Consider the following 23,053-nt stretch of genomic DNA (forward strand, 5'->3'; position numbering starts at 1 on the left):
TGTATCAGATTTAAGTGATTTTGAAAATCATTTTCAATTAAAAAATGAGAAAGTTCCGTTTCACTTCTTCTTTTGGAATGTACGTTTGGTCCCATCTTCCAGCTTCATATCGACTTGAATTCGCTGATAATCGTCATCTAAATTAAAAGCAGCTAATAGCTCATTTACATACGTTTCATTGATCTTCGCACTAGGAACAGACATATCATTTAGCTTCATCTTCATCTCGCGTAATGCTTCTTCACCTTCATAGCGGACACCGTTCATATGATCACGAATCAGTGCTTCTTCTTTGCCTTTTACCTGACGATAGGTGGCTTCGTATAATTCGCTTTTCTGCCCGTATTGAACATGCAGGTGGAGATGCTCAAATGGAAGTTCCTTCATTTGAACCGCTGAGAGACTCTCTGCTTCTGCTTCCTTTGTTTGCTGGAGCGGCTCGATCGATTGACAGCCAGACAGCATAAAAAGCAGCACTCCTATTTGTCCCGCCTTCTTCCAACACATCATGTGCTTCCTCCTATTTCTTATCATCGCTTTTTATTCTTCTCCATCCTTCTTTTCGTTATTCAATAAAAGATCAGGCTATGGTAAATTGAAACAAAAAGGAGGTACGAGATGATGAAAAGGACAGCCATTGTAACTGGTGCCAATAGCGGCTTTGGCAAGCTCATCACGATAGGCCTCGCCAAACAAGGCTATACAGTGATTGCAGGTGTCAGGCAGGAAGCCAATGCGAAAAAGCTTGCCGAAGAAGTCGAGCAAGCCTCTTTATCTGAAGCAATACATATTGCAGCATTAGATGTGACAGACACGCAGTCGATTCAAGCATTTCAGAAAAAGCTACATACTTCCGCCCCCATTACCTTGCTTGTCAACAATGCAGGAACAGCCTATGCCGGTTTTGCTGAAGAGGTTCCTGTTGATACGTTCCGCCAGCAATTTAATGTCAATGTTTTCGGTGTCATGGAAGTAACACAAGCTGTCCTTCCGTTTATGACAAATGGTGCAAAAATATTCAATATGAGCAGCATCAGCGGATTAATGGGAATGCCCGCACTTTCTCCTTATGTATCCTCCAAGTTTGCTTTAGAGGGCTACACAGAGAGCTTACGCATTGAACTTGCCTCGTTCGGTATACAGGCAGCCTTGATCGAACCAAGCTCTTTCCAAACGAATATTTGGAACACGTCTATGAACGAACACATGTTACAACCAGAAGAAGGCTCAAAATACATACACCTCTATCAAAAGATGATGGCTCATATCAATGCCCAAAAATCAAACTACGGGGACCCGCGTGAAGTCGCAGAGCTTGTGATTCGATTAGCCGAGAAGAAGCGGCTGAAAAAGCTGAGATATCCAATTGGGAAAGGAGTGCGACTTTCATTTACCGCAAAGCAGCTCTTACCTTGGAGCATGTGGGAAAAAATCATATTACGTACACTCTCTTCAAAAAAATAAGCATAAAAAAACAGGTAGACCTTTAACGTCCACCTGTTTTTTCATTTATTCAGTTTCAGACTGCCCAAGAGTAATATCTAAGTTCTTTTTTTTCCCTTCACGAATAACAGTCATTGTCGTTTTATCGCCAACTTTTGTTTCTTTGTACAAAATTTCTTTTAGCTGAGAGCTATTTGCCACGTTTTTCCCTTTAAACTTGATGATGACATCTCCAGACTTCAAGCCTGCTTTTTGTGCAGGTGATCCTTTTGATACATCCTTTACGTAAATCCCTTTGCCGATTTGTTTATCAAATAGGCCAAGCGTATTTTCTTGATACGTTTCAGGCACTTGCTCAAGGTCAATCATTTGTACGCCAAGGTAAGGACGTTCAACCTTTCCGTTTTTCAACAGCTCATCTACAATCGGTTTGACATCGTTACTTGGAATCGCAAAGCCGAGTGATTCCACACCACTTTCGCTAATTTTCAAGCTGTTGATACCGATGACTTGACCATCTGTATTGATAAGTGGTCCACCGCTGTTTCCTGGATTGATCGCTGCATCTGTTTGCAGTACATTCATTTCCACCGTACCAGATGACGTGTTCGCTTCAACTGTACGATCAAGACCACTAATAATTCCTTCTGTCACAGTACCAGAGAATTGGGCACCAAGCGGGTTCCCAATTGCGATCACTTTGTCTCCAGCACGGAGTTTAGAAGAATCACCAAAGCTCGCCACTTTATCAATGCCATCTCCATTGATTTCTACAACAGCTAAATCTGTCATCACGTCACTGCCGACAAGCTTCGCATCTTTTGTTTTTCCGTCATAAAGTGTGACCTTCAGTTTATTGGCACCCTCGACTACGTGGTTATTCGTAATAATGTATGCTTTTTTGCCATCTTTTTTAAAGATGACACCAGAACCCGTTCCAGCTTCAGCTTCTGTTGAATCGCCGCTAAGGCCAAACGAATTTTGAGTAGTTTGATAGTTTGAGACACCCACAATGGTTGGCTCTAAATCTTCTACCATATCAGAGACATTCGTAGCATTGGTGATTTGTTTTGTTGAGAAATTCTCAGAGGTCGCCGGTTCACTTGACGCTGTTTGCGTTTGATTATTTGCGGCTGTGTCCTGTGACTGCGGCAAAAGCGGTGTAATGCCAAGCACAAGGCCTCCGCCAATAATTCCTCCAAGGATCGGACTGAGCCATGCTGCTTTCCGCTTTTTCTCCTTTTTCGACGCACGGTCATCTCCCATTTGAGGAGAATGGTTTGTCACACTCTCCTGAGTGGCAGAAGCTTCGTTTTCAAGAGGTTGAAAAACGAGTTCCTTTTCTTTTTCAGGTTCGTCTATTTGTTTCTCATTCTCTTGATGTACATCTTCTTGTTGATTCAACTTCTTCTCTTCATCTTCTCTTCGAAAATCCATCGCTTACACTCCTTTACATCATGTTCATGACTTGCTTGATTCATATGTGTAGATAGGACTCATGTCCTCTTAATGGCAACATCATTGAAGATACTACATGACAATATGTCAAATTATATAATACTTATTCATAGAAAAAAAGCAAGGTGCGCACATTCGTGAAAAGCACCTATTGAACTGCCTTTTGTCTATGCCCTTTTTTCCCTTGAGCTTATCATAAACAAACATTATGGGATAATGATGAGAAGAATATGTGAAATTGTGAAAAAAGCATGTGATTGTTGACATGCCGCCTTTGTATCCCGTTATAATGACGTTGAGAGGATGTGGAAGACTTTGTCGTACACCATTTATTTAGTGGAAGATGAACAAAACTTAAACGAACTTTTAACCAAATATTTAGAAAGTGAAAATTGGAATGTCTCCTCTTTTTTAACCGGAGAAGCGGCACGCGAAGCGATGAACAAGCCGCCGCATCTATGGATTTTAGATATCATGCTGCCTGATACTGATGGCTACACACTGATTAAAGAAATTAAAGCCGCATCACCTGACGTACCGGTCATTTTCATTTCAGCACGCGATGCAGATATCGATCGTGTCCTTGGGTTAGAGCTGGGAAGCAGTGATTATATTGCGAAGCCATTTCTTCCGCGCGAGCTGATCATTCGGGTACAAAAGCTGCTTGAGCTTGTGTACAAAAACAGCGATACTCCGCAGCAGCAAAGTGTCACACCCGTCTCCTCCTATGTCATTCATGAGGATGTAAGAGAGGTGTATGAAGGAGATCAGCTCATTAACTTAACTTCTAAGGAATTTGACTTGCTGCTTTTATTTACACATCATCAAGGACATGCTTTTTCTCGTGAAGATATTCTCGTCAAAATTTGGGGACACGATTACTTCGGGACAGATCGTGTGGTGGATGACCTTGTCAGACGATTGCGCAAAAAAATGCCCGACTTAAAGGTCGAGACCATCTATGGATTTGGCTATAGGATGCTAAAAGGATGAAGAACAAACCACTCGCTTTTCAAATTTGGATCGTCATCTCTGGTATTTTGCTCACCATCTCGATTGTCCTGATCATCCTATTTTCCAATACGTTACGAAACTTTTTCACGAATGAAATTTATAAAAATATCGAAAATGAACAACAGGTGCTCACAGAATACCCGTTGAACCGAGACGGCTCACCAAAGTCGACACCGGAAAACCGCTCGGTGCAGCACATTCTAATTCCGTCAGATGAATTAAACCAAATGGCGCAATTTTTCCCGCACGCTTTTATAGAGAAAATCCAAGCCTTTGTAAAAAAACAAAAAAGCGCAACGAAACGCTATTCTGAAGAAGTGAATGGCCAGCACATCTTTTTTGTCATCAAAAAAGTATCAACAGACAATACACAATATATTCTGTTGTCTTATGCGCCAGATTCTTATCGAGACGACCTGTCTTTTACACTGTTTAAACAGCTGATCTTTATCTTGAGCACCGTTATTTTATTAAGCTGGATTCCATCGATTTGGCTTGCTCGCTATTTATCCCGTCCAATCGTTGCGTTTGAAAAGCACGTGAAGCGGATTGCACAAGAGGACTGGGACGATCCTGTCATCGTTGACCGGCAAGATGAAATCGGAAAGCTTGGTCATACCATTGAAGAAATGAGACAAAAACTCATTCAAAAGGATGAAACAGAACGGACTCTTTTGCAAAATATCTCACATGACTTAAAGACACCTGTCATGGTCATCCGCGGCTATACGCAGTCGATTAAAGATGGTATTTTTCCTAAGGGAGATCTTGAACAAACGGTGGAAGTCATTGAAGGTGAAGCGGAAAAGCTTGAGAAGAAAATCAAGGATTTGCTGTACTTAACAAAGCTTGATTATTTATCAAATCAACACCCTGCACATGCTTCCTTCCTGCTCAGTAATACGATGCTGGAAGTGGTCGACCGAATACGTTGGTCGAAAAATGAATTGCAGTGGAACGTGGACTTAGATGATGAGGCTGCTCTTGAAGGCGATCCAGAACAATGGAGCAAACTATTTGAGAATGTACTAGAAAATCAACTTCGCTACGCAAAAAGTAAAATTGACATTCAAATGAAACAGGAAGAGGATCAAATACGCATTGTCATTCGTAATGACGGTCCTCCAATTGAAGAACATATGCTATCCAACCTATATGAACCTTTTAGTAAGGGAAAAAAGGGTGAATTCGGTATCGGATTAAGCATTGTCAAAAAAATTCTCTCCATGCATCAAGCGTCTATATCTATTGAAAATGATGATCTAGGTGTATGTTATACGATCACGGTTCCAAAGAAGAGACTGTAGGTTTTTGACCGCAGTCTTTTTTAGATGAATGAATACCCATTGAAATCACGGTATGTGGCTTTGATTTTCTTGCCAGCTTGATACATCCATTTCTTTTCAATGGTTGTCTCTTTCGGCATTTTGACTTTTTCTACTTGAATTCCTTTTGCTTTCAAGCGTCTCATCATATCATCGATTTCTCTCATGGAACATCATCCTTTCACATATTTTGACCAGTTGGTCACCTTACTTTATAATATAAAGAATTACACTGTAAAAAACAAGTTACAATCTGATTAATTTTTGAAAACTTTCGTCGTTTATGACCGATAAGTCACATCTCTTTGCGCACGTTTCCTAAGACATTTGTCTCTCGGTAAGAAAGGATGACATTCATATTGAAAAAGAAAGAGAAAATGATCATTGAGGCCGGCATGAAATTGTTTGCCAGCAAAGGCTACAATACAACGTCTGTTCAGGAAATTGCGGATGAATGCCACATGTCAAAGGGTGCTTTTTATCTTTATTTTAAATCAAAGGAAGCACTGCTCATTTCAATCTTGCATTACTATTATGATAAGGTATTTACCCGGATTCATGAGGTTCAAACAGAGGGCGGCACACCAAAGGAAGCCTACCGTAAACAGCTCACTGTCTACTACGATAATATTTTGCAGCAAAAGGATTTTATTAAAATGCAGCTAAGCGATCGAGCACTGCCAATGAATGAAGAAACGCAGCAGCTCGCAAAACAAATCCGGCTTGCCACCGTTCAGCTTCACATTGATAACATTAAACAGGTATATGGAGATGTAGCGATTCCTTATACCGCTGATCTTTGTTTGACAATTGAGGGCATGAGCCACGTTTATTTCGAGCTTGCGATTTTATATGATTTTCAGCTAGAGGCTGAGGAGCTTGCCGCAACGATGATTCACCGTATCGATGATTTGATGGGCGGTATGATGGAGCGAGATGATCTTCCGCTTATCTCTGTAGATCAAGCGAGCAATTGGTTTGGTCCTATATATGAAAGGTCATTCGACCCGCTGACAGAATCTCTTCTAAAAGAATTAAGAGAGCAGGCTGAAGCACACTATGCAGTGAAAGACGAGCCTGATTTATTTGAAGCACTCGGCATTTTAGAAAATGAATTAAACAAACAGAAACCTAGACAAGTCATCGTGAAAGGCATGCTGTATCAATTAAAATTATACACACCTCTTCAGACCCACTCTGAATCACTTTTGCGTATTTTGAAAGAGGATCATTTGTAAAACCCAAGGCATTCCTTGGGTTTTATTTTTGTTCACATCACATTCAATGGAAAAACCAGGGGCAAACGCCCCTGGTTTCTTATTTTGCTTTCGGTGTCACCATTTCTTCTGGTTTCACAAACTCTTCAAACTGCTCTTCTGTTAACAGCTCTAATTGAAGTGCTGCTTCTTTTAACGTTAAACCTTCTTTATGAGCAAGTTTTGCAATTTTCGCTGCATTTTCATATCCGATGTGCGGGTTAAGTGCCGTCACAAGCATCAATGAATTGTTCAAGTTTTTCTCAATTGTTTCTAGGTTTGGTTCGATTCCAACTGCACACTTGTCATGGAATGAATTCATACCGTCAGCAAGTAATTCAACTGATTGTAAGAAGTTATAGATGATGACCGGCTTAAATACGTTCAGCTCAAAGTTTCCTTGGCTGGCAGCAAAACCGATCGTTGCATCATTCCCCATAATTTGTGCTGCAATCATTGTTAAAGCTTCACTTTGAGTTGGGTTGACTTTACCCGGCATAATAGAGCTTCCTGGCTCATTTTCAGGAATGATCAATTCGCCAATACCGCAGCGAGGACCACTTGCTAGCCATCTCACATCGTTGGCAATTTTCATTAAATCAGCTGCAAGTGCTTTTAGGGCACCGTGTGCATACGTAATTTCATCATGGCTTGTTAGCGCATGGAATTTGTTTGGTGAAGAATTGAAATTTTGACCTGTCAGCTTGCTGATTTCCTCAGCAACATATTGACCAAACTCAGGATGGGCGTTAATTCCTGTACCAACAGCTGTTCCGCCAATCGCAAGCTCTCTCATTTTTTCAGTTGATTCTAGAATCATTTCTTTTGAACGGTCCAGCATGTACACCCAGCCGCTAATTTCTTGTCCTACTGTCAGTGGTGTTGCGTCTTGCAAATGCGTACGACCGATTTTCACAATCTCTTGATAGGCTTTTGCTTTCTCATCAAGAGTGGCTCTTAATTGATCAATCGCAGGTAATAACTTTTTGTACACAGCTAAAACAGCTGCCACGTGCATAGCAGTTGGGAATGTGTCGTTTGAGCTTTGGCTGCGGTTGACGTCATCATTCGGGTGAATACTGAACTCACTATTTTTATCTTTCAAGTAAGCAGTTGCTCTATTTGCAACGACTTCGTTCATGTTCATGTTACTTTGTGTTCCACTACCTGTCTGCCATACAACAAGCGGGAAATGCTCGTCATACTTTCCGCTGATGATGTCGTCACATACAGTAGCAATTGCTTCTGCTTTTTCGCTCTCAAGGTTGCCAAGACGTTCGTTGGCAATCGCTGTGCTACGTTTCAAAATTGCAAACGCATTCACAACTTCCTTTGGCATTTTCTCAGAACCGATTTTGAAATTTTCTTTGCTTCGTTGTGTTTGTGCACCCCAGAACTTGTCCTTTGGCACCTTGATTTCGCCCATTGTATCTTTTTCGATTCTAAATTCTGTCATTATGTATCCCTCCATAGCTTCTATACACTCAACTCTATTCTATACAAAAAACCAAAATCCTTTAAGCGTTTTCAATTAAAATTTTATCTTTATTTTAATTTTAGTTCAATATAAACGCGGACATCTTTCGAATATTTGTATTTTGGGTTCGTTTTTCCGTAATCTTTTGATGTATATGTCACTTCATAATGCTTGTCAAACGACTGTAGAATACGGTCAATCTCCTCTTTTGTTCCTGCTAAACGAATTTGTGCCATCTTGTTTCCTCCAAAACCCTCATTCTTTCTTTTACCACAAAATAATGTAACACAGAATATTGTTTTTTCAAGCAGGTAATGCTAAAAAAAAGTTATTTGAGGCGGGTGATCCTTTTGAATCAGACTCCATTGAAAGAGCACTTATACGATAATCTCTCCGTCATTCTCCCGCAATTAAAGGAAATGGATGATTTGGTCCATGAGAAAAAAACGCTGCCTCACGGGCAAGTTGTTTACTATTTATACATAAAAGAAATGAACAAAAAGATGGAGATTCAAACCTTTTTAAAGCTGCTTCTCCAAGATCATACGTCTCTGACGAAAGAGAAGCTCGAATCTAATTTATCCATGATGACCACTCGTTCGGTCAAGACCTCTGAAGAATTGGTTGATGCAATTTTTGAAGGTCATTGCGTAGTGCTAATTAACGGATTTAAGCATGCTTATATATTAGAAACAAATGGAACGAAGAAACGCAGTTTAGGGGATGCTACCTCTGAAACAGTCGTAAGAGGACCCAAAATTGGCTTTATTGAAGATTTAAATACGAATTTAGCGCTTGTAAGACAGCGCTTGAAAAATCCTGATGTCAAAACCGTCGATATGAAGATTGGTCTACAGAAATACACCCAAGTCACCATCATGTATATCGACGGTATCGTACAAGTACCTGTTTTAAAGGAAGTCAAAAAGCGGCTCAAGCAAGTAACCATTGATGATATACAGGACTCTGGTGTTCTTGAGGAGCTCATTGAAGATAATGTATACTCTCCTTTTCCACAAATTCAAAATACAGAAAGGCCAGATAAAGTGGCGTCTGCTTTAAATAATGGCCGGGTTGCCATCTTTGTCGATCATTCACCTTTTGTGCTCGTTGTACCTGCTTCGCTCGCGACAATTATGCAATCACCTGATGATTATTATGAAAGGTGGATCGCTGCCTCACTCATTCGTATGCTGCGGTTTACCTCAATCTTTCTGACGTTATTTTTATCAGCCATTTATATTGCACTTGTGTCATTCCATCAAGGTCTTTTGCCAACCACTTTGGCGATTACAATCTCGAGCACAAGGGAAAATGTCCCATTTTCACCCATTGTCGAAGCTCTCATCATGGAAATAACGATTGAACTGCTGCGGGAAGCTGGCTTAAGGCTGCCAAATCCACTTGGACAGACGATCGGACTTGTTGGCGGCGTTGTTATTGGACAGGCTGCCGTTCAGGCACATATTGTCAGCTCGATTATGGTGATTATCGTGAGTGTCATTGCACTTGCATCCTTTACTGTTCCTCAATATGGGATGGGCATGTCCTTTCGTGTGCTTCGTTTTGTGTCCATGTTTGCTGCGGCGACCTTTGGTTTATACGGGATTGCGCTGTTTATGCTCGTCCTCCTTACTCATCTCACGCGGCAAAAAAGTTTTGGCACACCGTATTTCTCACCAGATTTTGTGTTCAGCTATAAAAACGAAGACAATTCCATTATTCGATTGCCCTTAAAAAATCAACAGAAAGGAGAACGAGATGGTCAATCATAAAGAGTCGATATCAAGCTATCAGGCAAGTGCCATTATTGCGAATACAACACTAGGTGCGAGTATGATGATTCTACCACGTTCAATGGCTCAGGCTGCGGCTACACCTGACGGCTGGATTGCACTCTTACTCATGAGTGTCATTTACATTGTGTTTATTTTTGCGAATGTCCTCATGATGAAAAAAGTCCCCTTCTCCTCATATTACGATTATACGAATGAGGGCCTTGGAAAGTGGATTGGTGCGCTTGCCAACCTCCTCATTATTATTTATTTTCTAGGAGTAGCCAGCTATGAAGTTCGAGCGATGTCGGAAATGGTGAAATTCTTTCTGCTTCAAAACACACCTGTAGCGGTGACAATGATCAGTTTTATTGTGGTTGGTTTTTATCTTGTGATTGGCGGGATTGGTGATTTAGCGAGGCTTTTTCCTTTTATTCTGATTGTGACGCTCATCATCTTATTTGTCGCTTACGGACTTAGCTTGCAAGAATTTAAGTTAGATAACCTTCGACCCGTTTTAGGAGAGGGATTCTCCCCTGTCTTCAATTCCTTTAATGCATCAGCCATATCGTTTGTCGGCATTGAAATGATGCTGTTTATGCCTGCTTATATGAACACGCAAAAACACACCTTTGCTTATGGAACCGTCGGCTTTTTGATTCCTGCGATTATCTATATTTTCACTTATATTCTTGTGGTTGGTGCGTTGACTGTCAAAGAAACGGCGACTTTGACTTGGCCAACCATTGCCTTGTTTCAAGCCTTTGATATTCAAGGGGTTTTTATTGAACGAATTGACTCCTTTTTGCTGATCGTTTGGCTCGTTCAGCTGTATACAAGCTTTGTCGGGTATACATTTTTTGCTGCAATCGGTGTATCTAAACTAACGAAGTTTCCTAAAAAGGTCGTCCTCGCTTTAATGGGAATTGTGATTTACTTTGCAGCTATTTTCCCAAAGGATGTGGATACAGTGCGAGATTATTTAACCTATGTGAACAATCTCTTTTTCCTGCTGTTCGGTATTCTCCCGTTTCTCTTATTTTTTATCGTTTTTTTCAAAAGGAGGCGGAAAACAGTATGAAAAAGAAGGCAGCTTGTGCTCTTTTGACGCTGGTTTTGTTAAGTGGTTGCTGGGATAGCACAAATATCGAGGAGCTCAACATGGCAATTGGGTTTGCAGTAGATAAAGGAGATCAAGGACATAAATTAAAGCTGTCTATGCAAGTCCTTGTTCCGCAAAAGATTGATCAGGAAGCAAGCGTCAAAGACCCTACGAAAATCATTGAAACAAACGGAGATTCTGTACATCAAATATTTCGCACTACGGCACTGAAAAGCCACCGCATTTTCGCACAGCAGCTCAGGGTGTATTTATTTTCTGAGGAACTCATCAATGAGAATCATTTCGATCTCGTCATTAATCAATTCATTCGAGACAACGAAACGCGAAGAGGTAGCCTCGTCTTTATCACACCTGAGAAACCTGGAGACATACTCAAAATCAATGATGACGGACAGCCGGCCTCTTCGACCTTATACGATCTTTCAGAGAATAGAAAATCGACCATTCGTATGTTCAAAACGGTCTCATTAGGAGATATTTCTTCAGCCATGCAGAACAATGTATCCTTTGCTGTTCCGAAAGTTAGCGTCGATCAAGGAAAATTGATACTCGACGGCGCCTCTATTATTAAGAATAGACGATTTCTCACCAATATCTCTCCGTTAGCGGTTCAGTCATACAATTTGTTAACTGGCGACGGAAAAGGCGGCGTCATTGAATTTAAATATGATCACAGCATCTATTCTTTTGAGATTTTCAAAATGAAGCATCATATCAAAACCCATAAATCATCCAGTGGAAGATACCAATTTGATGTGTCAGTGACGCTTGATGGGCGATTGTCTGAAGATTGGAATGAATGTGAAAATGCTTTTAATGAAAAATATCTCCGAGAAATCGAAGGCGTTGTCAAACATCGATTAGAGAGTGATGTGAAAGATTTCATTGGGGAATTACAGCATGAGATCAAAGCAGATATTTGCGGGTTCTATCAAAAGGCGAGTATTGCCTACCCGAAGGATTTTCGAAAAGAAGCAAAACATTGGGATGAAATTTTTAGTGAATCAGATATTCATTACAAAGCAAAAGTGAAAATCCGTGACTTCGGGACTAAGGGCGCAACACAATCCTTATAGAGTATGTTAAAATGGTAAGAAAAAAAGGGTGTCAATCATGAAACGAGCTTTACTTTCGGCCGGCATTCTATTTTTGATTCTAGGAATACTCCTGTTAGTCGTTGTATTCATGCAATCAAAAGAAGATTTCTTCATTGAAGCCGACAGCTTTTCGAGCACATTTTTGATCGTGATTTATTATGGACAAACCCCTGCGCTCCTTCTGATTGGAGGCGGTATATTCGTCGGACTTTCACAGATCATTGGTTTGCAAGAGAAAAAGGCAGCATTGGCAAAGGAGAGCGTAAAGCTATTATCCGAGATGAAGAAAGCCCTAGAAGACAAATCGGCCCAGGAGCAGGAGGCTTTTCCAGTTCCTGAGCTCCATCAACTATCCGAACGTTCAATCACAGGACAGAAGGACTAAATTTACGCATGTTCTAGCAGCTTTCTTTTGAAAGCTGTTTTTTTATTTTATTGAATCAGCTTATGACGATGCGCATACACAGCCGCTTGCGTCCGGTCTTCTACATCGAGTTTAGAAAGAATGTTCGTAATATGGGTCTTCACTGTTTTAATTGTAATAAATAGTTCCTCAGCGATGACCTTATTCGATTTCCCATCGGCAATCAGCTTCAAGATTTCCATTTCCCGCGCTGTTAATGCATCATGAAGGATTGATCCATTTGAGGAATGACGAAGTTTATTCATCACCTTTCCAGCTACTTTAGATTCTAGTCTTGGTTCGCCGATACTTGCAGACCGAATGGCATCTGCAATTTCTCCTGCCTTGGATGTTTTTAATAAATAACTTAAAGCACCGGCCTCAATCACTGGATAAACTTTATCATCATCAATAAAGCTCGTCAGAACGATAATTCGAGCATCTTCAATTTCCTGACAAATTCTTTTCGTTGCTTCGATGCCATCCATGCCTTCCATGACAAGATCCATTAATATGACATCTGGCCGTAATTCAACTGCTAGCTCTACACCTTTTTGTCCATCTGACGCTTCACCAATGACTTCAATATCAGCTTGTGCCTCTAAAAAAGCAGCAAGCCCCATTCTCACCATTTCGTGATCGTCGATTAAAAGCACTCGAATCATCGAACGTTCTCTCCTTTTCCTTCATCAAAAATGGGAACCTTCACATCAATTTGTGTTCCTTTTCCTTCAAATGACATAATCTCTGCGACACCGCCTACTTCACTTGTTCTTTCACGAATGGATTCCAGTCCGTAGGAGGCCGTCTTCACATGATCTGTTTGAAAGCCGATGCCATTGTCGATAATCTTCAGCTGCACCTGCCGATTTCGAATAAGCAGACGCACTGTCACCTTTGTCGCCTTTGCATGCCTGAACACATTTGACAGGGCTTCCTGTACGATTCGGAAGAGGTGATCCTCTACCCCTTTTGACAGCGGAACATCATCTTCTATTTCCCAATCGATATCAATCGGCTGCTTTGCTTGAAACTCATTTAGGAGTTCAATCAAGCCTTTTTTCAAGTCTTTTCCTTCAAGGGTGATCGGTCTGAGATGTAGCAAAAGCGCTCGCATTTCATTCTGTGCATCGCCAGCCATTCGTTCGACTAGACGCATCTGCTTTAAAATCTTTTCATCCTTTTCCTTCATACCCTCAAGAATTGCAGAGGTCATCATTGAAATCGCAAACAACTGCTGGCTGACCGCATCATGCAGTTCTCGTGCTAGACGCTGACGTTCTTCTGAGACGACCGATTTTTTCATTTGCACCTGCCATTCAGCCCGTTCATTCGAGAGCTTTTGCAAAGAGGCTACTTGACCTTCCACTCGTTTTGCCATTTCATTTAATTGGTCTGCTGCTAAGCCAATTTCATCGTCGCCAAGAGACGGCAGTCTGTATGCAAAGTTCCCATTTTCAAACTTTAAAATCGACTCTACAAGCTGATCAAGACGCTTTTTATGCTGATAACCAAATACATGTGAGGCAGAAAACCCAATGGCAAGACTAATGATCAGTAAAATACAAAAAAACGGGATGCCGAACCAGCGGGTAGAGAGGAGAATCATCGGATCAAGCTGGTAATAAAAAAACATGGGCAGCATCGTCATGATGACAACACCAAGCGAGATCCCTACTCCAAGACGAATAGATTGCCACTGGATACCTAGATGGAGTTTCCTCATAAGTATCTCACATCCACATCTCCGATCAGTAAAGAGATGGAGATTTTCACTTTACGTTTGCTCTCATCATAATTGTCGGTCATCACATACACTTTACTGCCGAATCCGCTTCTTTTTTCATCAATAATTTTCATATCACCAATGGCAGCCGAAGCGCTCACACATACTTCAATATCCTGCGGAACGAAAATATCCACATCTCCGATGAGCCCGCTTATCACGATCGTGCTCTCTTCTTCTGCGATAATGGCTTTTGATAAATCGATTTTGACATCCCCAATAAAACCAGAAATCGTCAAATCACTTAATTGAAACGGTTTTTTCATCAGTCTGACTTCACCGATAAAGAAATCATGCTCCTTGTGCGGCTTTGTCTGGCTCTTTGTTTTCTTTTGCTCGCCCTCTTTTTCAAGATTGACTTTCAGAGAAGGCTTATCGTTCTCCGGTGCTTCCTTTTTATCGATATCAAAAACGGGTTTGTTTTTCAATAAGCGATAGCCGGCATAGATCAAAAAGGCGGCAAATAAATATCCTGTGAGGCTAAATGTAATATTGAGCAGGAATTTTAAAAAGAGAAAGCCGGCAAAAATATAGGAAACTGAACCGAGCCAACGTTTGGATCTTGAGTGTAGCCAATAACCCGCAAGCGCAAAAAACACAGGCCAAAACAAATCGGCTCCGATCCCAATAATTTTGAGAAATAGATTAATACCAAAAATCACGACAATGATGCCTAAAATTTGATTCCTTGAAAAACGCAGTTGACTCGCCTCCTTCCTTTGTTTCGTTCATTACCGCAGCTTTAAGTTTCCACTTGTCATTTCAATATCGACTAAATGTGTCCCTTTTCCCCGCGTACCTGTAAAGCCCCGTCCTTCACTATCTGCTTGATCAAAGTGATAGGTGTGGTCGACACTTCCACTTGTTTTTTTCACTTGGACATTAAAATCTCCTTCATCTGGCAGGTTAAATTTTGCGCTGCCTGATGTCATGTGAAAGGAGACAGGTGATTCAATGGTATCAAAGCTTGCCGTCAATCTACCACTCGTCATTTCTAGCTGCATTTCGCCTTTGACATCTTTAATATCGACACGGCCTGAGGTTGCTCCAATATCGCTATTTTTCGCATCAATGTGAGACGCAGAGAGTCTGCCAGATGTCGCTTTGATTTCTACATTGTTTGCTGAGAAATTCTCAGCATTAAGGTTTCCGCTTGTTGATTTGAGGATCACATCTTCAAGAGAAAGCTTCCCTTCGCCGTCGATCTCACTGACCCCGCTTCCACCCGTAATCTTCACATTTTTATGATAATCTGTTGGGATTTTAACTAAGAGTTCTCCTTTTTCAAATGAAGTGAAAAACAAGAATCCTTTATTTTCAGCACGGACGTTAAATGTACTACCTGTTTGTTCCGCATACATTTTCCCTTTTCCACCTACGACCATCACGGAAATATCGGAACGATTTTCAGGCTGTACCTTCACGCGAAATCCAGAAAGAGAAATATCTAATTGATCAATTTCATCTTTTTTTGCTGAAGCCGTTGTGACTGGTTTTTCACGGGAGAAACTCAAATGAAAGAGATTTTCGTTTTTGAAAAGCATCCCAATCATTAAAAAGACACCTACGAGTATACAAATTAGACCAATTAATCGCTTCATTCATACCATCCCTTTATCTTCTGACCTTTTCATTATAAGGAAAAGCGAAACAGAAAGAAATCAAATATCGGAAGAAAAATCCTGCTTTTCTTCCGATTTGTCATTGATTTCTTAGTTTGCTTGCTGCTGCTCAGGCTTCTTCTCTAGCTTGAGCTTCTGCCATTCTTTTTCCACCTCATCAGCATAGTCTAAGTGAGCATATGCTCCTTGATCTGCAAATTGTGCATAGCTGCCTGCTTTTGTCTCCATTTCTTCGATACGGTTCTCCATTCGAAGAAATTCTTTATATGCACTTTCACTATCTACTTTATTCATAGATTCGTTCATATGCTGCTTTGCCTGTGCGGCATTTGCTCTTGCTATGAGCGCCTGCTTCTTGTCTTTAATATCACGCAGCTTCGTTTCTAACTGCTGCATTTGCTCTTTTAGTTCTTTTAGTTGTTTCACAGATTGCTGATAAGCTTCCTGATATTCCTGATGCTTTTCTTCAAAATACTTCATTTCTGTGAGCGCTTTTCGTGCTAACTCTTCTTCTCCTGCGTGAAATGCCAGCTCAGCCTGCTTCTTTCTTTTTTCAGCAAATGCTTCCGTCTCTTCTGCTTTGCGCAGGAAACCTTGTTGTATCGTCTGCTGTTTGATGATCGCATGTTTCGCTTTGGCAATATCATCCTCCATATCACGAACGTACTGATTTAGCATGACACGCGGATTCTCCATTTTATCTAAGCCCTCATTGACCGTTGCAACAAACATATCTCTCATTCTTCTAAATACCATTTGAATTTCCTCCTCTTATTTTTTCTTTAAAAAGTCTTCCCATTCTTGATCAAATGACGTGTGCATAGGTTCTTCCATTTTCGGTGACGAGTTTGGTTCCATATATGATCTGCTTGATGATCCTTTTGCCACTTCACCATTGATCATCCTCCAGCCGAAGTAGAGAAGCCCCCCAGCTAGGGCGATTCCAAGGATAAATGGCAGACCTTGCACAACGATCATGACACCAATGACGGCTAGAATGATGCCGAAAGTTTTACTGCCTTTCTCGTATTTCTTTACACCTACATAGATGAGCCACGCCCCAATCAGAATCGGGATCAGCCCTCCTAGCGAACCACCGAAGAAGATGGATAGACCGACAAACATTAAAATCGAACCGATGATGGTTTTACTTGTTATTTTCATCTTCATGCCTCCTTTCTTGCTCCTTGCCTTTACTATAGTCAAAAAAGAAAGCTGGCAAAACGTGTCGCAGATTGATCTTTCATTGCGACCAGAGTCGTAACTTCGCTCAGACTGAGCGGTAGAATCCAATAAAAAAGCACTCTTCAATGAGAAGAGTGCTCAGATTGTTGACAATGCGCTAAAATGATCTTGATTTTAGCCCTTTGTCTTCTTTTCAGCGTGATAGAAAACCTTTGAAGTCTGGGAAGGACGAGCACCGGCGCACAGTCCTGACAACGAGTGCGAAGGTTTGTTTACACGCTGAAACACTTTTCAATGAGAAGAGTGCTTTTCTTTATTTAGACCGAAATACGTTTGCACTTCGTTCATATTCGACATCCGCTTCACTGAGCCGATGATTCACGATTCGGGCGGCTGCAAATAAATAGTCAGATAGCCGGTTTACATACGTGAGCGCAACTGGTGGAATCTCCTCCTCCTTCGCAAGCGTCACCATCTGCCGCTCTGCTCTTCTGACGACTGTGCGCGCCACATGTAAGAGAGCCGCACCTTCCTGACCGCCTGGTAAAATAAATTTCGTGAGCGGCTCGGCTTCTTCTACATAGACATCCATTCTTTGCTCAAGGACTGCTACAGATGCTTCAGTTAATTTACCTTCTTTCGGTAGTTTCACTGCTGCTAAATCACCGCCGCAGTCAAACAGCTCGTGCTGTATCACAATCAGCTCTGACATAATGTCTTGAAACAATTCACCATGCTGACGTAATTTTGCATGTGCGAGTCCAATGAAACTATTCGCCTCATCTAACGTGCCGTAAGCCTCTACCCTCACATCATCCTTATCGGCTCTCCCGCCGATCAAGCCTGTTTGACCTTGATCACCTGTTTTTGTATAAAGTTTCAACGGTTTTCCCCCTTTTCTACTGCTTTGTCCTTTTAGTATAACCTGAAGTGAAAAGAATTTATTTGTTTAACTTTGAAACACTTTTGATCAAACCTTCTTCATTTCCACTAAACGTGTTGAATGATGAAACATCCCGATTTATAATAGATGTAAGCGCTTTTCAATTATGACAGATGGGTGGGATGTATGTGACTTTACAAAATAAAGTAGCAATTATTACAGGTGCTAGCAGAGGGATCGGCCGTGCCATTGCAGAGGCACTTGCTGGAGAAGGGGCGCGCGTCGTTATCAATGGAACGAACGAACTGTTGCTACAAGATGTTTGTTCATCACTAAATAAAGAAGAGAAACGAGCCATTTATGTTGCTGGTGATGCTAGTTTACCAGAGACATCGGCTGCTCTTGTAGAACAAGCGAAAACACATTTTGGACAAATTGATCTGTTGGTGAACAACGCCGGTATCAATTTACGGAAATCTACAGTGGAGACCTCCCTTGAGGAATGGAAACGATTAATTGATATTAATTTGACTGGCACGTTCCTGATGTGCCAAGCTGTCATCCCTGAGATGATCAAACAAAAGAGCGGAAAAATTGTCAACATGAGTTCTACAACTGGCAAAACCCCTCATCAAAATGCATCGCCTGCATACGGCGCTTCAAAAGCTGGTATCAACTATTTAACGATGCATCTTGCGAAAGAATTAGCTGAGCATCATATCCATGTCAATGCTGTCTGCCCAGGTCCAATTGAAACAGACATGAGCAAGCAATGGAGCGATGAATACCGCCGTTCTGTTTTAGACAGAATTCCTTTGAAACAAATTGGAACACCAGAACAGGTCGCACATGTCGTGACATTTTTAGCCTCTGACCAGTCTGATTTCATCACAGGAGAAACCATCAATATGAATGGTGGAACGTATATGAACTAGAAAAAAAGAGCCTTCACTTACAGGCTCTTTTTCTTTTCAAATGAATTTTCTCTCGTACCAGATAGCATGATCGCCTGTCTAATGGCTTCCTCCATGCTCGCAGAATCAGCCTTTCCTGTTCCTGCGATATCAAATGCTGTCCCATGATCGACACTTGTACGAATAATCGGGAGCCCGACTGTAATGTTGACACCTGATTCTAAACCAAGCACTTTAATCGGTCCATGCCCTTGATCATGATACATTGCCACAACAATATCAAAATCACCTCTCGTCGCCCTAAAGAACAAGGTATCAGCCGGAAGCGGTCCAAACACTTGAATTCCTTCCCGCTGCGCCCGTTCAACCGCTGGAATGACCTTCTCCTCTTCCTCTCCGTTTCCAAACAGCCCATTCTCGCCAGCATGCGGATTAATCCCGCATACAGCAATCCTAGGGGCAGAGATTCCAGAACGGACGAGTGTGTCATGAGCCAATTTAATTGTTGTGTATACACGCTCGGCATTAATTTTTAAAATAGCATCCATTAACCCAATATGTGTGGTGACATGCACTACCTTTAAGTTAGGAGCTGCCAGCATCATCGCATAATCTTCTGTACCCGTCAGGTCTGCTAAAATTTCTGTATGACCTGGGTACATATGACCTGCTTTATGAAGGGCTTCTTTGTTTAGCGGCGCTGTACAAATGCCTTTAATTCTGCGGTCATTCGCAAGGGTAATGGCTTTTTCAAGATACCGGAAAGCCGCATTCCCTGCTTCTTTTGATATGTCCCCAATCGGTATCTCACTTGTTAACAGCTCAAGGTCTAGGCAGGGAACAGCTCCAGCTTTGACTTGCTCCGCTTCCTCTGGTTCTGTGATCCTCACAATCTCTATATTTGCCTTCACAAAGTCTTTCGCCCTATTTAATATACTCGTGTCTCCAATCACAAATAGAACGGCTTCTTCATGTAAACGGGTTTGCTGAAAAGCTTTTAAGATAATTTCAGGACCAACACCAGCCGCATCTCCCATCGTTACAGCAATGATTGGTTTTGACATTCGACTTCCCCCTCTATGTTTTTCAGTACTTCTATCGCATGGAGTACTGAATCTTTTTGACCGTAAGCCCCTGCTTTTGTGACCGCATATAAATTGGTATCGACGAGCTGTCCGAGCGGGATGCCAGGTTCAATTTCTTTCAGCAGCCGAATACCTGCTGCGCCCAGTTCCTGACAAATTGCCCTCGCTGTATCTCCGCCAGTTAGAAAAAGACGTGTGATTCCTGATAATTGAACAATGTCTTTCGTAATCCTTCCAAGACAGACGGACAAAGCACTACCAACTTCTTGCCTTGACAGCCCCTTAGTTTCCCCATAAGCAAGCATCTTTTCAACTATTTCCGGCCTGGCATCTGTGTAAAGAAGAATGTCTTCGTTCTGATGCGTGCGCAGTTGATCGAGCACTGATTTTCGCTCCCATGCTTCACGACCGTTTAATATGTTTAGCGGGTTCACCTTCACTTCAAGACAATGATGTGTTTCCCTTACATAAGCAAACTGCTTGTTTGTTTTTTGAGAGGCACTCCCTGATACGATAAGGACAGGCCTATGTTTTTTAAGTTGAGAAGCCTCTCTCTTTTTTTCGACAGAAGCCGCTAATGCACCAGCCAGTCCAGCCGAGCCAACCCATAGTAATCTTTTCTCCATCTTCATAAACAACTCAACAATTTGCGCGAGATCACCGCTCGTTTCTGCATCACACACAAACCATTGGTGACCATGCTTTAATAAGGAAGACACCTCGTCACTCGTTTCTTTCAGCTCTGCACTGATTGTTTGTTGAGTAAGATTTTTGGGCGTGACGTTCGTCTGCTCGGCAATTAAACCTGAAATGCTGGACGTCAAAACTGGTGTTTTCGGATCGTTTGCTGCTTCTGATAAATGAACAGGTACGCCATCCACATAATGAATGCCATAGGCTGTTGTTCTTTTTGCATCGGGGTAGGCAGGTGCGATAACTGCCGCATCAAATTGACCAATGTCCATTAGTGCTTGCAGCTCAATTCCTATATTTCCTCTTAACGTAGAATCTATTTTTTTAAAGAAAAGGTGCGATTCATCTTGGAGAAATGGCTGCACCATTTGGCTGACTTCATTGTAGGCGTTCTCTGAAGACATACTTCGCGAATCGGTATCCACAATCAGCACATCCTCCTTATACTGGTCAATGTCGCCAAATGACGACTGAAAAAGCACAGAAGCTGTTAAACCCGCTTTCACAAATTGAACGCCCGTATCGTTAGCACCAGTTAAATCATCCGCCATAATGATCACCTTTTGCTCTAAATTCGCTCCTTTTTTTAATAGATCGTTTGTCATATAGACACCTCGGCCTCATTGCGTATTATTCCTTTAGCTTTCTCCATAGCGTTGTACGGTTAATATTTAACCGCTTTGCCGCTTTTGATTGATTCATATTCTCTTCTTCCAGCACTGTCTTGATTATTCGTCTTTCAATTTCATCGAGCGTTCCATTCAAGTAGCTAGACAGTTGCTTTTCTTCATTTTCAAAAGCGAGTTGATTCATCACTGCCTTTGCCTCATTCAAAGTGATATATCCACTTTTTGTCGTCAGCACAAGTTCCTCAATGATCCGTTTGAACTGCCTGACGTTTTCTCTAAATTTCTTGTGTTGAAAGGCTTCAATCACATCTACTGACAACCCAACAACCTGCGTCCCGTATAGAGAATTCAGCTCTGCAATAAATAACCTGCTTATATCTTCAATATCTTCTGGGCGTTCAGACAACGGAGGGACATGAATCGTGAGTTCCTGCAAGCACGTATATAATTCCTCACTAAACGTTCCAGATTGCATCAATTTGAATAAGTCCACTGTCGTTCCAGCTATCCAGCGAATATTCTGATGATGATGTATCTGCCCTGCAATGAGTAGCTGTAACTCTCTTGGAACGCACTCAATATCCTTCAGAAACATCGTCCCTTTTTGGTAAAGAGGAATTGAACGCACGTCATCCGGCTCTGTTATATGTCTGCAATGAACTGTCGTAAAGCTCTCATTTTTTCTCTCGCTCATTTGATGAATTGCGAAAGCAAGGCTTGATTTGCCACTTCCTTGTTCACCATAGAGACAAATCGATCGGGATGTCTGACTGAACGCTTTTGCCCTTTTGATTACCTCTTGCATTTTCGGGCTTTGCTCTGTAAAAAAGGAAAATGGATGCTCTGAGTGAACAGGCGATGCAAGCGTCCATATACGATGATCCTCTCGATTCATCACAGTAGAAGGCTTTTCAATCGTGACAAGCAATTCTCCTTTCGAGAGTATGTTTCCTTTAACATGCCATTCTTGCTGCTGATGGGATATTTGAGAAAAGCCATTTTGTTTTCCTTCCCGAATCGCCTTGATGGCAGGTTCAAGTGCTGGGCACCATGCAATCACATCATCATGAGGAAAAAACGGTGCAAATAATCCTTTTTCCATCCAATGTTTCATTTGTTGATTCATAAAATAAAGCTGATTTTGTGGATTGATGATTAGCATGCCTTTTGGAGCTTGATCAATCATTTCACGAAAAAGACGCTGCTCTGCTGTTGCCTCTTTATATAAACGATACATTTGTTTCGCTTGATGAAATGCTTCTTTGACCGATTCACGACCTGATGTAATGAGCATACTTTGCATTCCCAGCTCCTTGGCCGCTTTAACTGTAATCACATCTCCAAGCACAACTTTTGTGCCTTGTTCTTGTAATTGTTTTAAAAGATCCCATACCTCTTCCTCTTGCTGTATGGTGTAAATATCGATTTTAATCCCATATAGATCACCTATGGTGCGTACACCTTGTGTAATATTTTCAAAACCTACGACCGCTTTTTGCCCGTGATAATCTTTAATCAGCGTTAACGCACGGAGCAAGTCGTATCCTGACACAGGGATATCAACTACTGGGATATTGACATGCTGTTGAATGAGCGCAGCTGTTCCGCCTCGGCTCATAATGATATCCATTCCCTCAGCCTCTGCTTGTTCTGCAAGAGCAACACCAGACCTAAGATCTCCTACTTCAAGTTGGAATGTGATATTTTTTTCTTCTTTGGCAAGATCGATTAATACATCGCCCAATCCTTTATACGGCGCCACACCTAACACATTGATATTCATGAAAAGGACCCCCATTTTTTATCTCTTCATCGTGAGACATACATTGAGGGAGTCCAGCCGTTAGAAAATGGGGACAACCCTCCAAACATTAATTATAAATGA

Annotated in this window: 24 protein-coding genes; 9 read left to right on the top strand and 15 right to left on the bottom strand. The window is 41.5% G+C overall.

Going from position 1 to position 23,053, the window contains the following annotated elements:
• Positions 1 to 60: 60 nt before the first annotated feature.
• A complete protein-coding gene (locus NKR21_RS16825; RefSeq protein ID WP_012011202.1) occupies positions 61 to 507 on the bottom strand; it encodes a YusW family protein in 447 nt (148 codons plus the stop codon).
• A gap of 111 nt (positions 508 to 618) precedes the next feature.
• Here NKR21_RS16825 and NKR21_RS16830 point away from each other — a divergent pair, with 111 nt between their 5' ends.
• Entirely contained in the window at positions 619 to 1,464 is an 846-nt protein-coding gene (locus NKR21_RS16830; protein WP_253602547.1) for an oxidoreductase, read from the top strand.
• A 45-nt stretch (positions 1,465 to 1,509) separates the two neighbouring features.
• Here NKR21_RS16830 and NKR21_RS16835 read toward each other — a convergent pair whose 3' ends face one another.
• Positions 1,510 to 2,880 (bottom strand): S1C family serine protease, encoded by a 1,371-nt coding sequence (locus NKR21_RS16835; RefSeq protein WP_144457130.1) that lies wholly within the window; start codon positions 2,878 to 2,880, stop codon positions 1,510 to 1,512.
• 336 nt (positions 2,881 to 3,216) lie between these two features.
• Between NKR21_RS16835 and NKR21_RS16840 the strand changes: the two genes are divergently transcribed.
• Positions 3,217 to 3,894, top strand: a complete 678-nt coding sequence (locus NKR21_RS16840) for a response regulator transcription factor (protein ID WP_003212732.1) — start codon at positions 3,217 to 3,219, stop codon at positions 3,892 to 3,894.
• A complete protein-coding gene (locus NKR21_RS16845; RefSeq protein ID WP_144457128.1) occupies positions 3,891 to 5,222 on the top strand; it encodes a sensor histidine kinase in 1,332 nt (443 codons plus the stop codon). Before NKR21_RS16840 ends, NKR21_RS16845 begins: the two co-directional genes overlap by 4 nt.
• A 20-nt stretch (positions 5,223 to 5,242) precedes the next feature.
• Here NKR21_RS16845 and spxO read toward each other — a convergent pair whose 3' ends face one another.
• Positions 5,243 to 5,407 carry an anti-adapter protein SpxO gene (gene spxO, locus NKR21_RS16850; protein ID WP_012011207.1) on the bottom strand — a complete coding sequence of 55 codons (165 nt, stop codon included), beginning with the start codon at positions 5,405 to 5,407 and terminating at the stop codon, positions 5,243 to 5,245.
• A gap of 192 nt (positions 5,408 to 5,599) precedes the next feature.
• Here spxO and NKR21_RS16855 point away from each other — a divergent pair, with 192 nt between their 5' ends.
• Positions 5,600 to 6,478 (top strand): TetR/AcrR family transcriptional regulator, encoded by an 879-nt coding sequence (locus NKR21_RS16855; RefSeq protein WP_144457126.1) that lies wholly within the window; start codon positions 5,600 to 5,602, stop codon positions 6,476 to 6,478.
• Positions 6,479 to 6,557: 79 nt separating this feature from the next.
• On the opposite strand, the gene fumC is transcribed toward NKR21_RS16855, so the two are convergent.
• Complete coding sequence (fumC, locus tag NKR21_RS16860) at positions 6,558 to 7,952, bottom strand: class II fumarate hydratase (protein ID WP_012011209.1); 1,395 nt, start codon at positions 7,950 to 7,952, stop codon at positions 6,558 to 6,560.
• 89 nt (positions 7,953 to 8,041) lie between these two features.
• A complete protein-coding gene (locus tag NKR21_RS16865) occupies positions 8,042 to 8,209 on the bottom strand; it encodes a YvzF family protein (RefSeq protein ID WP_003213147.1) in 168 nt (55 codons plus the stop codon).
• Between the two features lie 114 nt (positions 8,210 to 8,323).
• Between NKR21_RS16865 and NKR21_RS16870 the strand changes: the two genes are divergently transcribed.
• From NKR21_RS16870 to NKR21_RS16885, 4 genes are read left to right on the top strand one after another with little or no spacing between them, the layout of a single operon-like run.
• Positions 8,324 to 9,748, top strand: a complete 1,425-nt coding sequence (locus tag NKR21_RS16870; RefSeq protein ID WP_012011210.1) for a spore germination protein — start codon at positions 8,324 to 8,326, stop codon at positions 9,746 to 9,748.
• Entirely contained in the window at positions 9,735 to 10,829 is a 1,095-nt protein-coding gene (locus tag NKR21_RS16875; RefSeq protein ID WP_144457124.1) for a GerAB/ArcD/ProY family transporter, read from the top strand. The genes NKR21_RS16870 and NKR21_RS16875 overlap by 14 nt, the downstream gene beginning before the upstream one ends.
• Complete coding sequence (locus NKR21_RS16880; protein WP_144457122.1) at positions 10,826 to 11,947, top strand: Ger(x)C family spore germination protein; 1,122 nt, start codon at positions 10,826 to 10,828, stop codon at positions 11,945 to 11,947. The genes NKR21_RS16875 and NKR21_RS16880 overlap by 4 nt, the downstream gene beginning before the upstream one ends.
• Before the next feature lie 37 nt (positions 11,948 to 11,984).
• Entirely contained in the window at positions 11,985 to 12,353 is a 369-nt protein-coding gene (locus NKR21_RS16885) for a hypothetical protein (protein ID WP_144457120.1), read from the top strand.
• Between the two features lie 47 nt (positions 12,354 to 12,400).
• On the opposite strand, the gene liaR is transcribed toward NKR21_RS16885, so the two are convergent.
• The 7 genes from liaR to NKR21_RS16920 all read right to left on the bottom strand — a co-directional run bounded on the left by liaR (position 12,401) and on the right by NKR21_RS16920 (position 17,847).
• Entirely contained in the window at positions 12,401 to 13,036 is a 636-nt protein-coding gene (liaR, locus tag NKR21_RS16890; RefSeq protein ID WP_003213157.1) for a two-component system response regulator LiaR, read from the bottom strand.
• Positions 13,033 to 14,097, bottom strand: a complete 1,065-nt coding sequence (liaS, locus tag NKR21_RS16895) for a two-component system sensor histidine kinase LiaS (RefSeq protein ID WP_012011214.1) — start codon at positions 14,095 to 14,097, stop codon at positions 13,033 to 13,035. The genes liaR and liaS overlap by 4 nt, the downstream gene beginning before the upstream one ends.
• A complete protein-coding gene (gene liaF, locus NKR21_RS16900; RefSeq protein WP_041815917.1) occupies positions 14,094 to 14,858 on the bottom strand; it encodes a cell wall-active antibiotics response protein LiaF in 765 nt (254 codons plus the stop codon). Before liaF ends, liaS begins: the two co-directional genes overlap by 4 nt.
• Before the next feature lie 30 nt (positions 14,859 to 14,888).
• Entirely contained in the window at positions 14,889 to 15,758 is an 870-nt protein-coding gene (gene liaG / locus NKR21_RS16905) for a LiaG family protein (RefSeq protein WP_012011216.1), read from the bottom strand.
• A 111-nt stretch (positions 15,759 to 15,869) separates the two neighbouring features.
• Positions 15,870 to 16,535 carry a stress responsive protein LiaH gene (gene liaH, locus NKR21_RS16910; RefSeq protein WP_144457118.1) on the bottom strand — a complete coding sequence of 222 codons (666 nt, stop codon included), beginning with the start codon at positions 16,533 to 16,535 and terminating at the stop codon, positions 15,870 to 15,872.
• A 15-nt stretch (positions 16,536 to 16,550) separates the two neighbouring features.
• Positions 16,551 to 16,943 carry a hypothetical protein gene (locus tag NKR21_RS16915; RefSeq protein ID WP_144457115.1) on the bottom strand — a complete coding sequence of 131 codons (393 nt, stop codon included), beginning with the start codon at positions 16,941 to 16,943 and terminating at the stop codon, positions 16,551 to 16,553.
• A 334-nt stretch (positions 16,944 to 17,277) separates the two neighbouring features.
• Positions 17,278 to 17,847, bottom strand: coding sequence for a cob(I)yrinic acid a,c-diamide adenosyltransferase (locus NKR21_RS16920; RefSeq protein ID WP_144457113.1), 570 nt, complete (start codon positions 17,845 to 17,847; stop codon positions 17,278 to 17,280).
• A 188-nt stretch (positions 17,848 to 18,035) separates the two neighbouring features.
• Here NKR21_RS16920 and NKR21_RS16925 point away from each other — a divergent pair, with 188 nt between their 5' ends.
• Positions 18,036 to 18,782 carry an SDR family NAD(P)-dependent oxidoreductase gene (locus NKR21_RS16925; RefSeq protein WP_088001308.1) on the top strand — a complete coding sequence of 249 codons (747 nt, stop codon included), beginning with the start codon at positions 18,036 to 18,038 and terminating at the stop codon, positions 18,780 to 18,782.
• A 17-nt stretch (positions 18,783 to 18,799) separates the two neighbouring features.
• On the opposite strand, the gene pdxA is transcribed toward NKR21_RS16925, so the two are convergent.
• From pdxA to NKR21_RS16940, 3 genes are read right to left on the bottom strand one after another with little or no spacing between them, the layout of a single operon-like run.
• The gene (gene pdxA, locus NKR21_RS16930) at positions 18,800 to 19,825 is read right to left on the bottom strand and encodes a 4-hydroxythreonine-4-phosphate dehydrogenase PdxA (protein ID WP_144457111.1); all 1,026 of its coding nucleotides are present in this window, start codon (positions 19,823 to 19,825) and stop codon (positions 18,800 to 18,802) included.
• Entirely contained in the window at positions 19,801 to 21,144 is a 1,344-nt protein-coding gene (locus NKR21_RS16935) for a four-carbon acid sugar kinase family protein (protein WP_144457109.1), read from the bottom strand. The genes pdxA and NKR21_RS16935 overlap by 25 nt, the downstream gene beginning before the upstream one ends.
• A 25-nt stretch (positions 21,145 to 21,169) precedes the next feature.
• A complete protein-coding gene (locus NKR21_RS16940; RefSeq protein ID WP_186299652.1) occupies positions 21,170 to 22,951 on the bottom strand; it encodes a sigma-54-dependent Fis family transcriptional regulator in 1,782 nt (593 codons plus the stop codon).
• Between the last annotated feature and the right edge of the window lie 102 nt (positions 22,952 to 23,053).

Origin of the sequence: Bacillus sp. 1735sda2 (assembly GCF_024159245.1) — a bacterium.
GTDB classification, from domain to species: domain Bacteria; phylum Bacillota; class Bacilli; order Bacillales; family Bacillaceae; genus Bacillus; species Bacillus pumilus_O.

What these genes read in the sequence shown, in the direction of transcription:
- NKR21_RS16825 (WP_012011202.1), bottom strand. Translation starts at nt 507, where the DNA reads ATGTGTTGGAAGAAGGCGGGACAAATAGGAGTGCTGCTTTTTATGCTG.
- NKR21_RS16830 (WP_253602547.1), top strand. Translation starts at nt 619, where the DNA reads ATGATGAAAAGGACAGCCATTGTAACTGGTGCCAATAGCGGCTTTGGC.
- NKR21_RS16835 (WP_144457130.1), bottom strand. Translation starts at nt 2,880, where the DNA reads ATGGATTTTCGAAGAGAAGATGAAGAGAAGAAGTTGAATCAACAAGAA.
- NKR21_RS16845 (WP_144457128.1), top strand. Translation starts at nt 3,891, where the DNA reads ATGAAGAACAAACCACTCGCTTTTCAAATTTGGATCGTCATCTCTGGT.
- spxO (WP_012011207.1), bottom strand. Translation starts at nt 5,407, where the DNA reads ATGAGAGAAATCGATGATATGATGAGACGCTTGAAAGCAAAAGGAATT.
- fumC (WP_012011209.1), bottom strand. Translation starts at nt 7,952, where the DNA reads ATGACAGAATTTAGAATCGAAAAAGATACAATGGGCGAAATCAAGGTG.
- NKR21_RS16865 (WP_003213147.1), bottom strand. Translation starts at nt 8,209, where the DNA reads ATGGCACAAATTCGTTTAGCAGGAACAAAAGAGGAGATTGACCGTATT.
- NKR21_RS16875 (WP_144457124.1), top strand. Translation starts at nt 9,735, where the DNA reads ATGGTCAATCATAAAGAGTCGATATCAAGCTATCAGGCAAGTGCCATT.
- NKR21_RS16880 (WP_144457122.1), top strand. Translation starts at nt 10,826, where the DNA reads ATGAAAAAGAAGGCAGCTTGTGCTCTTTTGACGCTGGTTTTGTTAAGT.
- NKR21_RS16885 (WP_144457120.1), top strand. Translation starts at nt 11,985, where the DNA reads ATGAAACGAGCTTTACTTTCGGCCGGCATTCTATTTTTGATTCTAGGA.
- liaR (WP_003213157.1), bottom strand. Translation starts at nt 13,036, where the DNA reads ATGATTCGAGTGCTTTTAATCGACGATCACGAAATGGTGAGAATGGGG.
- liaS (WP_012011214.1), bottom strand. Translation starts at nt 14,097, where the DNA reads ATGAGGAAACTCCATCTAGGTATCCAGTGGCAATCTATTCGTCTTGGA.
- liaG (WP_012011216.1), bottom strand. Translation starts at nt 15,758, where the DNA reads ATGAAGCGATTAATTGGTCTAATTTGTATACTCGTAGGTGTCTTTTTA.
- liaH (WP_144457118.1), bottom strand. Translation starts at nt 16,535, where the DNA reads ATGGTATTTAGAAGAATGAGAGATATGTTTGTTGCAACGGTCAATGAG.
- NKR21_RS16915 (WP_144457115.1), bottom strand. Translation starts at nt 16,943, where the DNA reads ATGAAAATAACAAGTAAAACCATCATCGGTTCGATTTTAATGTTTGTC.
- pdxA (WP_144457111.1), bottom strand. Translation starts at nt 19,825, where the DNA reads ATGTCAAAACCAATCATTGCTGTAACGATGGGAGATGCGGCTGGTGTT.
- NKR21_RS16935 (WP_144457109.1), bottom strand. Translation starts at nt 21,144, where the DNA reads ATGACAAACGATCTATTAAAAAAAGGAGCGAATTTAGAGCAAAAGGTG.
- NKR21_RS16940 (WP_186299652.1), bottom strand. Translation starts at nt 22,951, where the DNA reads ATGAATATCAATGTGTTAGGTGTGGCGCCGTATAAAGGATTGGGCGAT.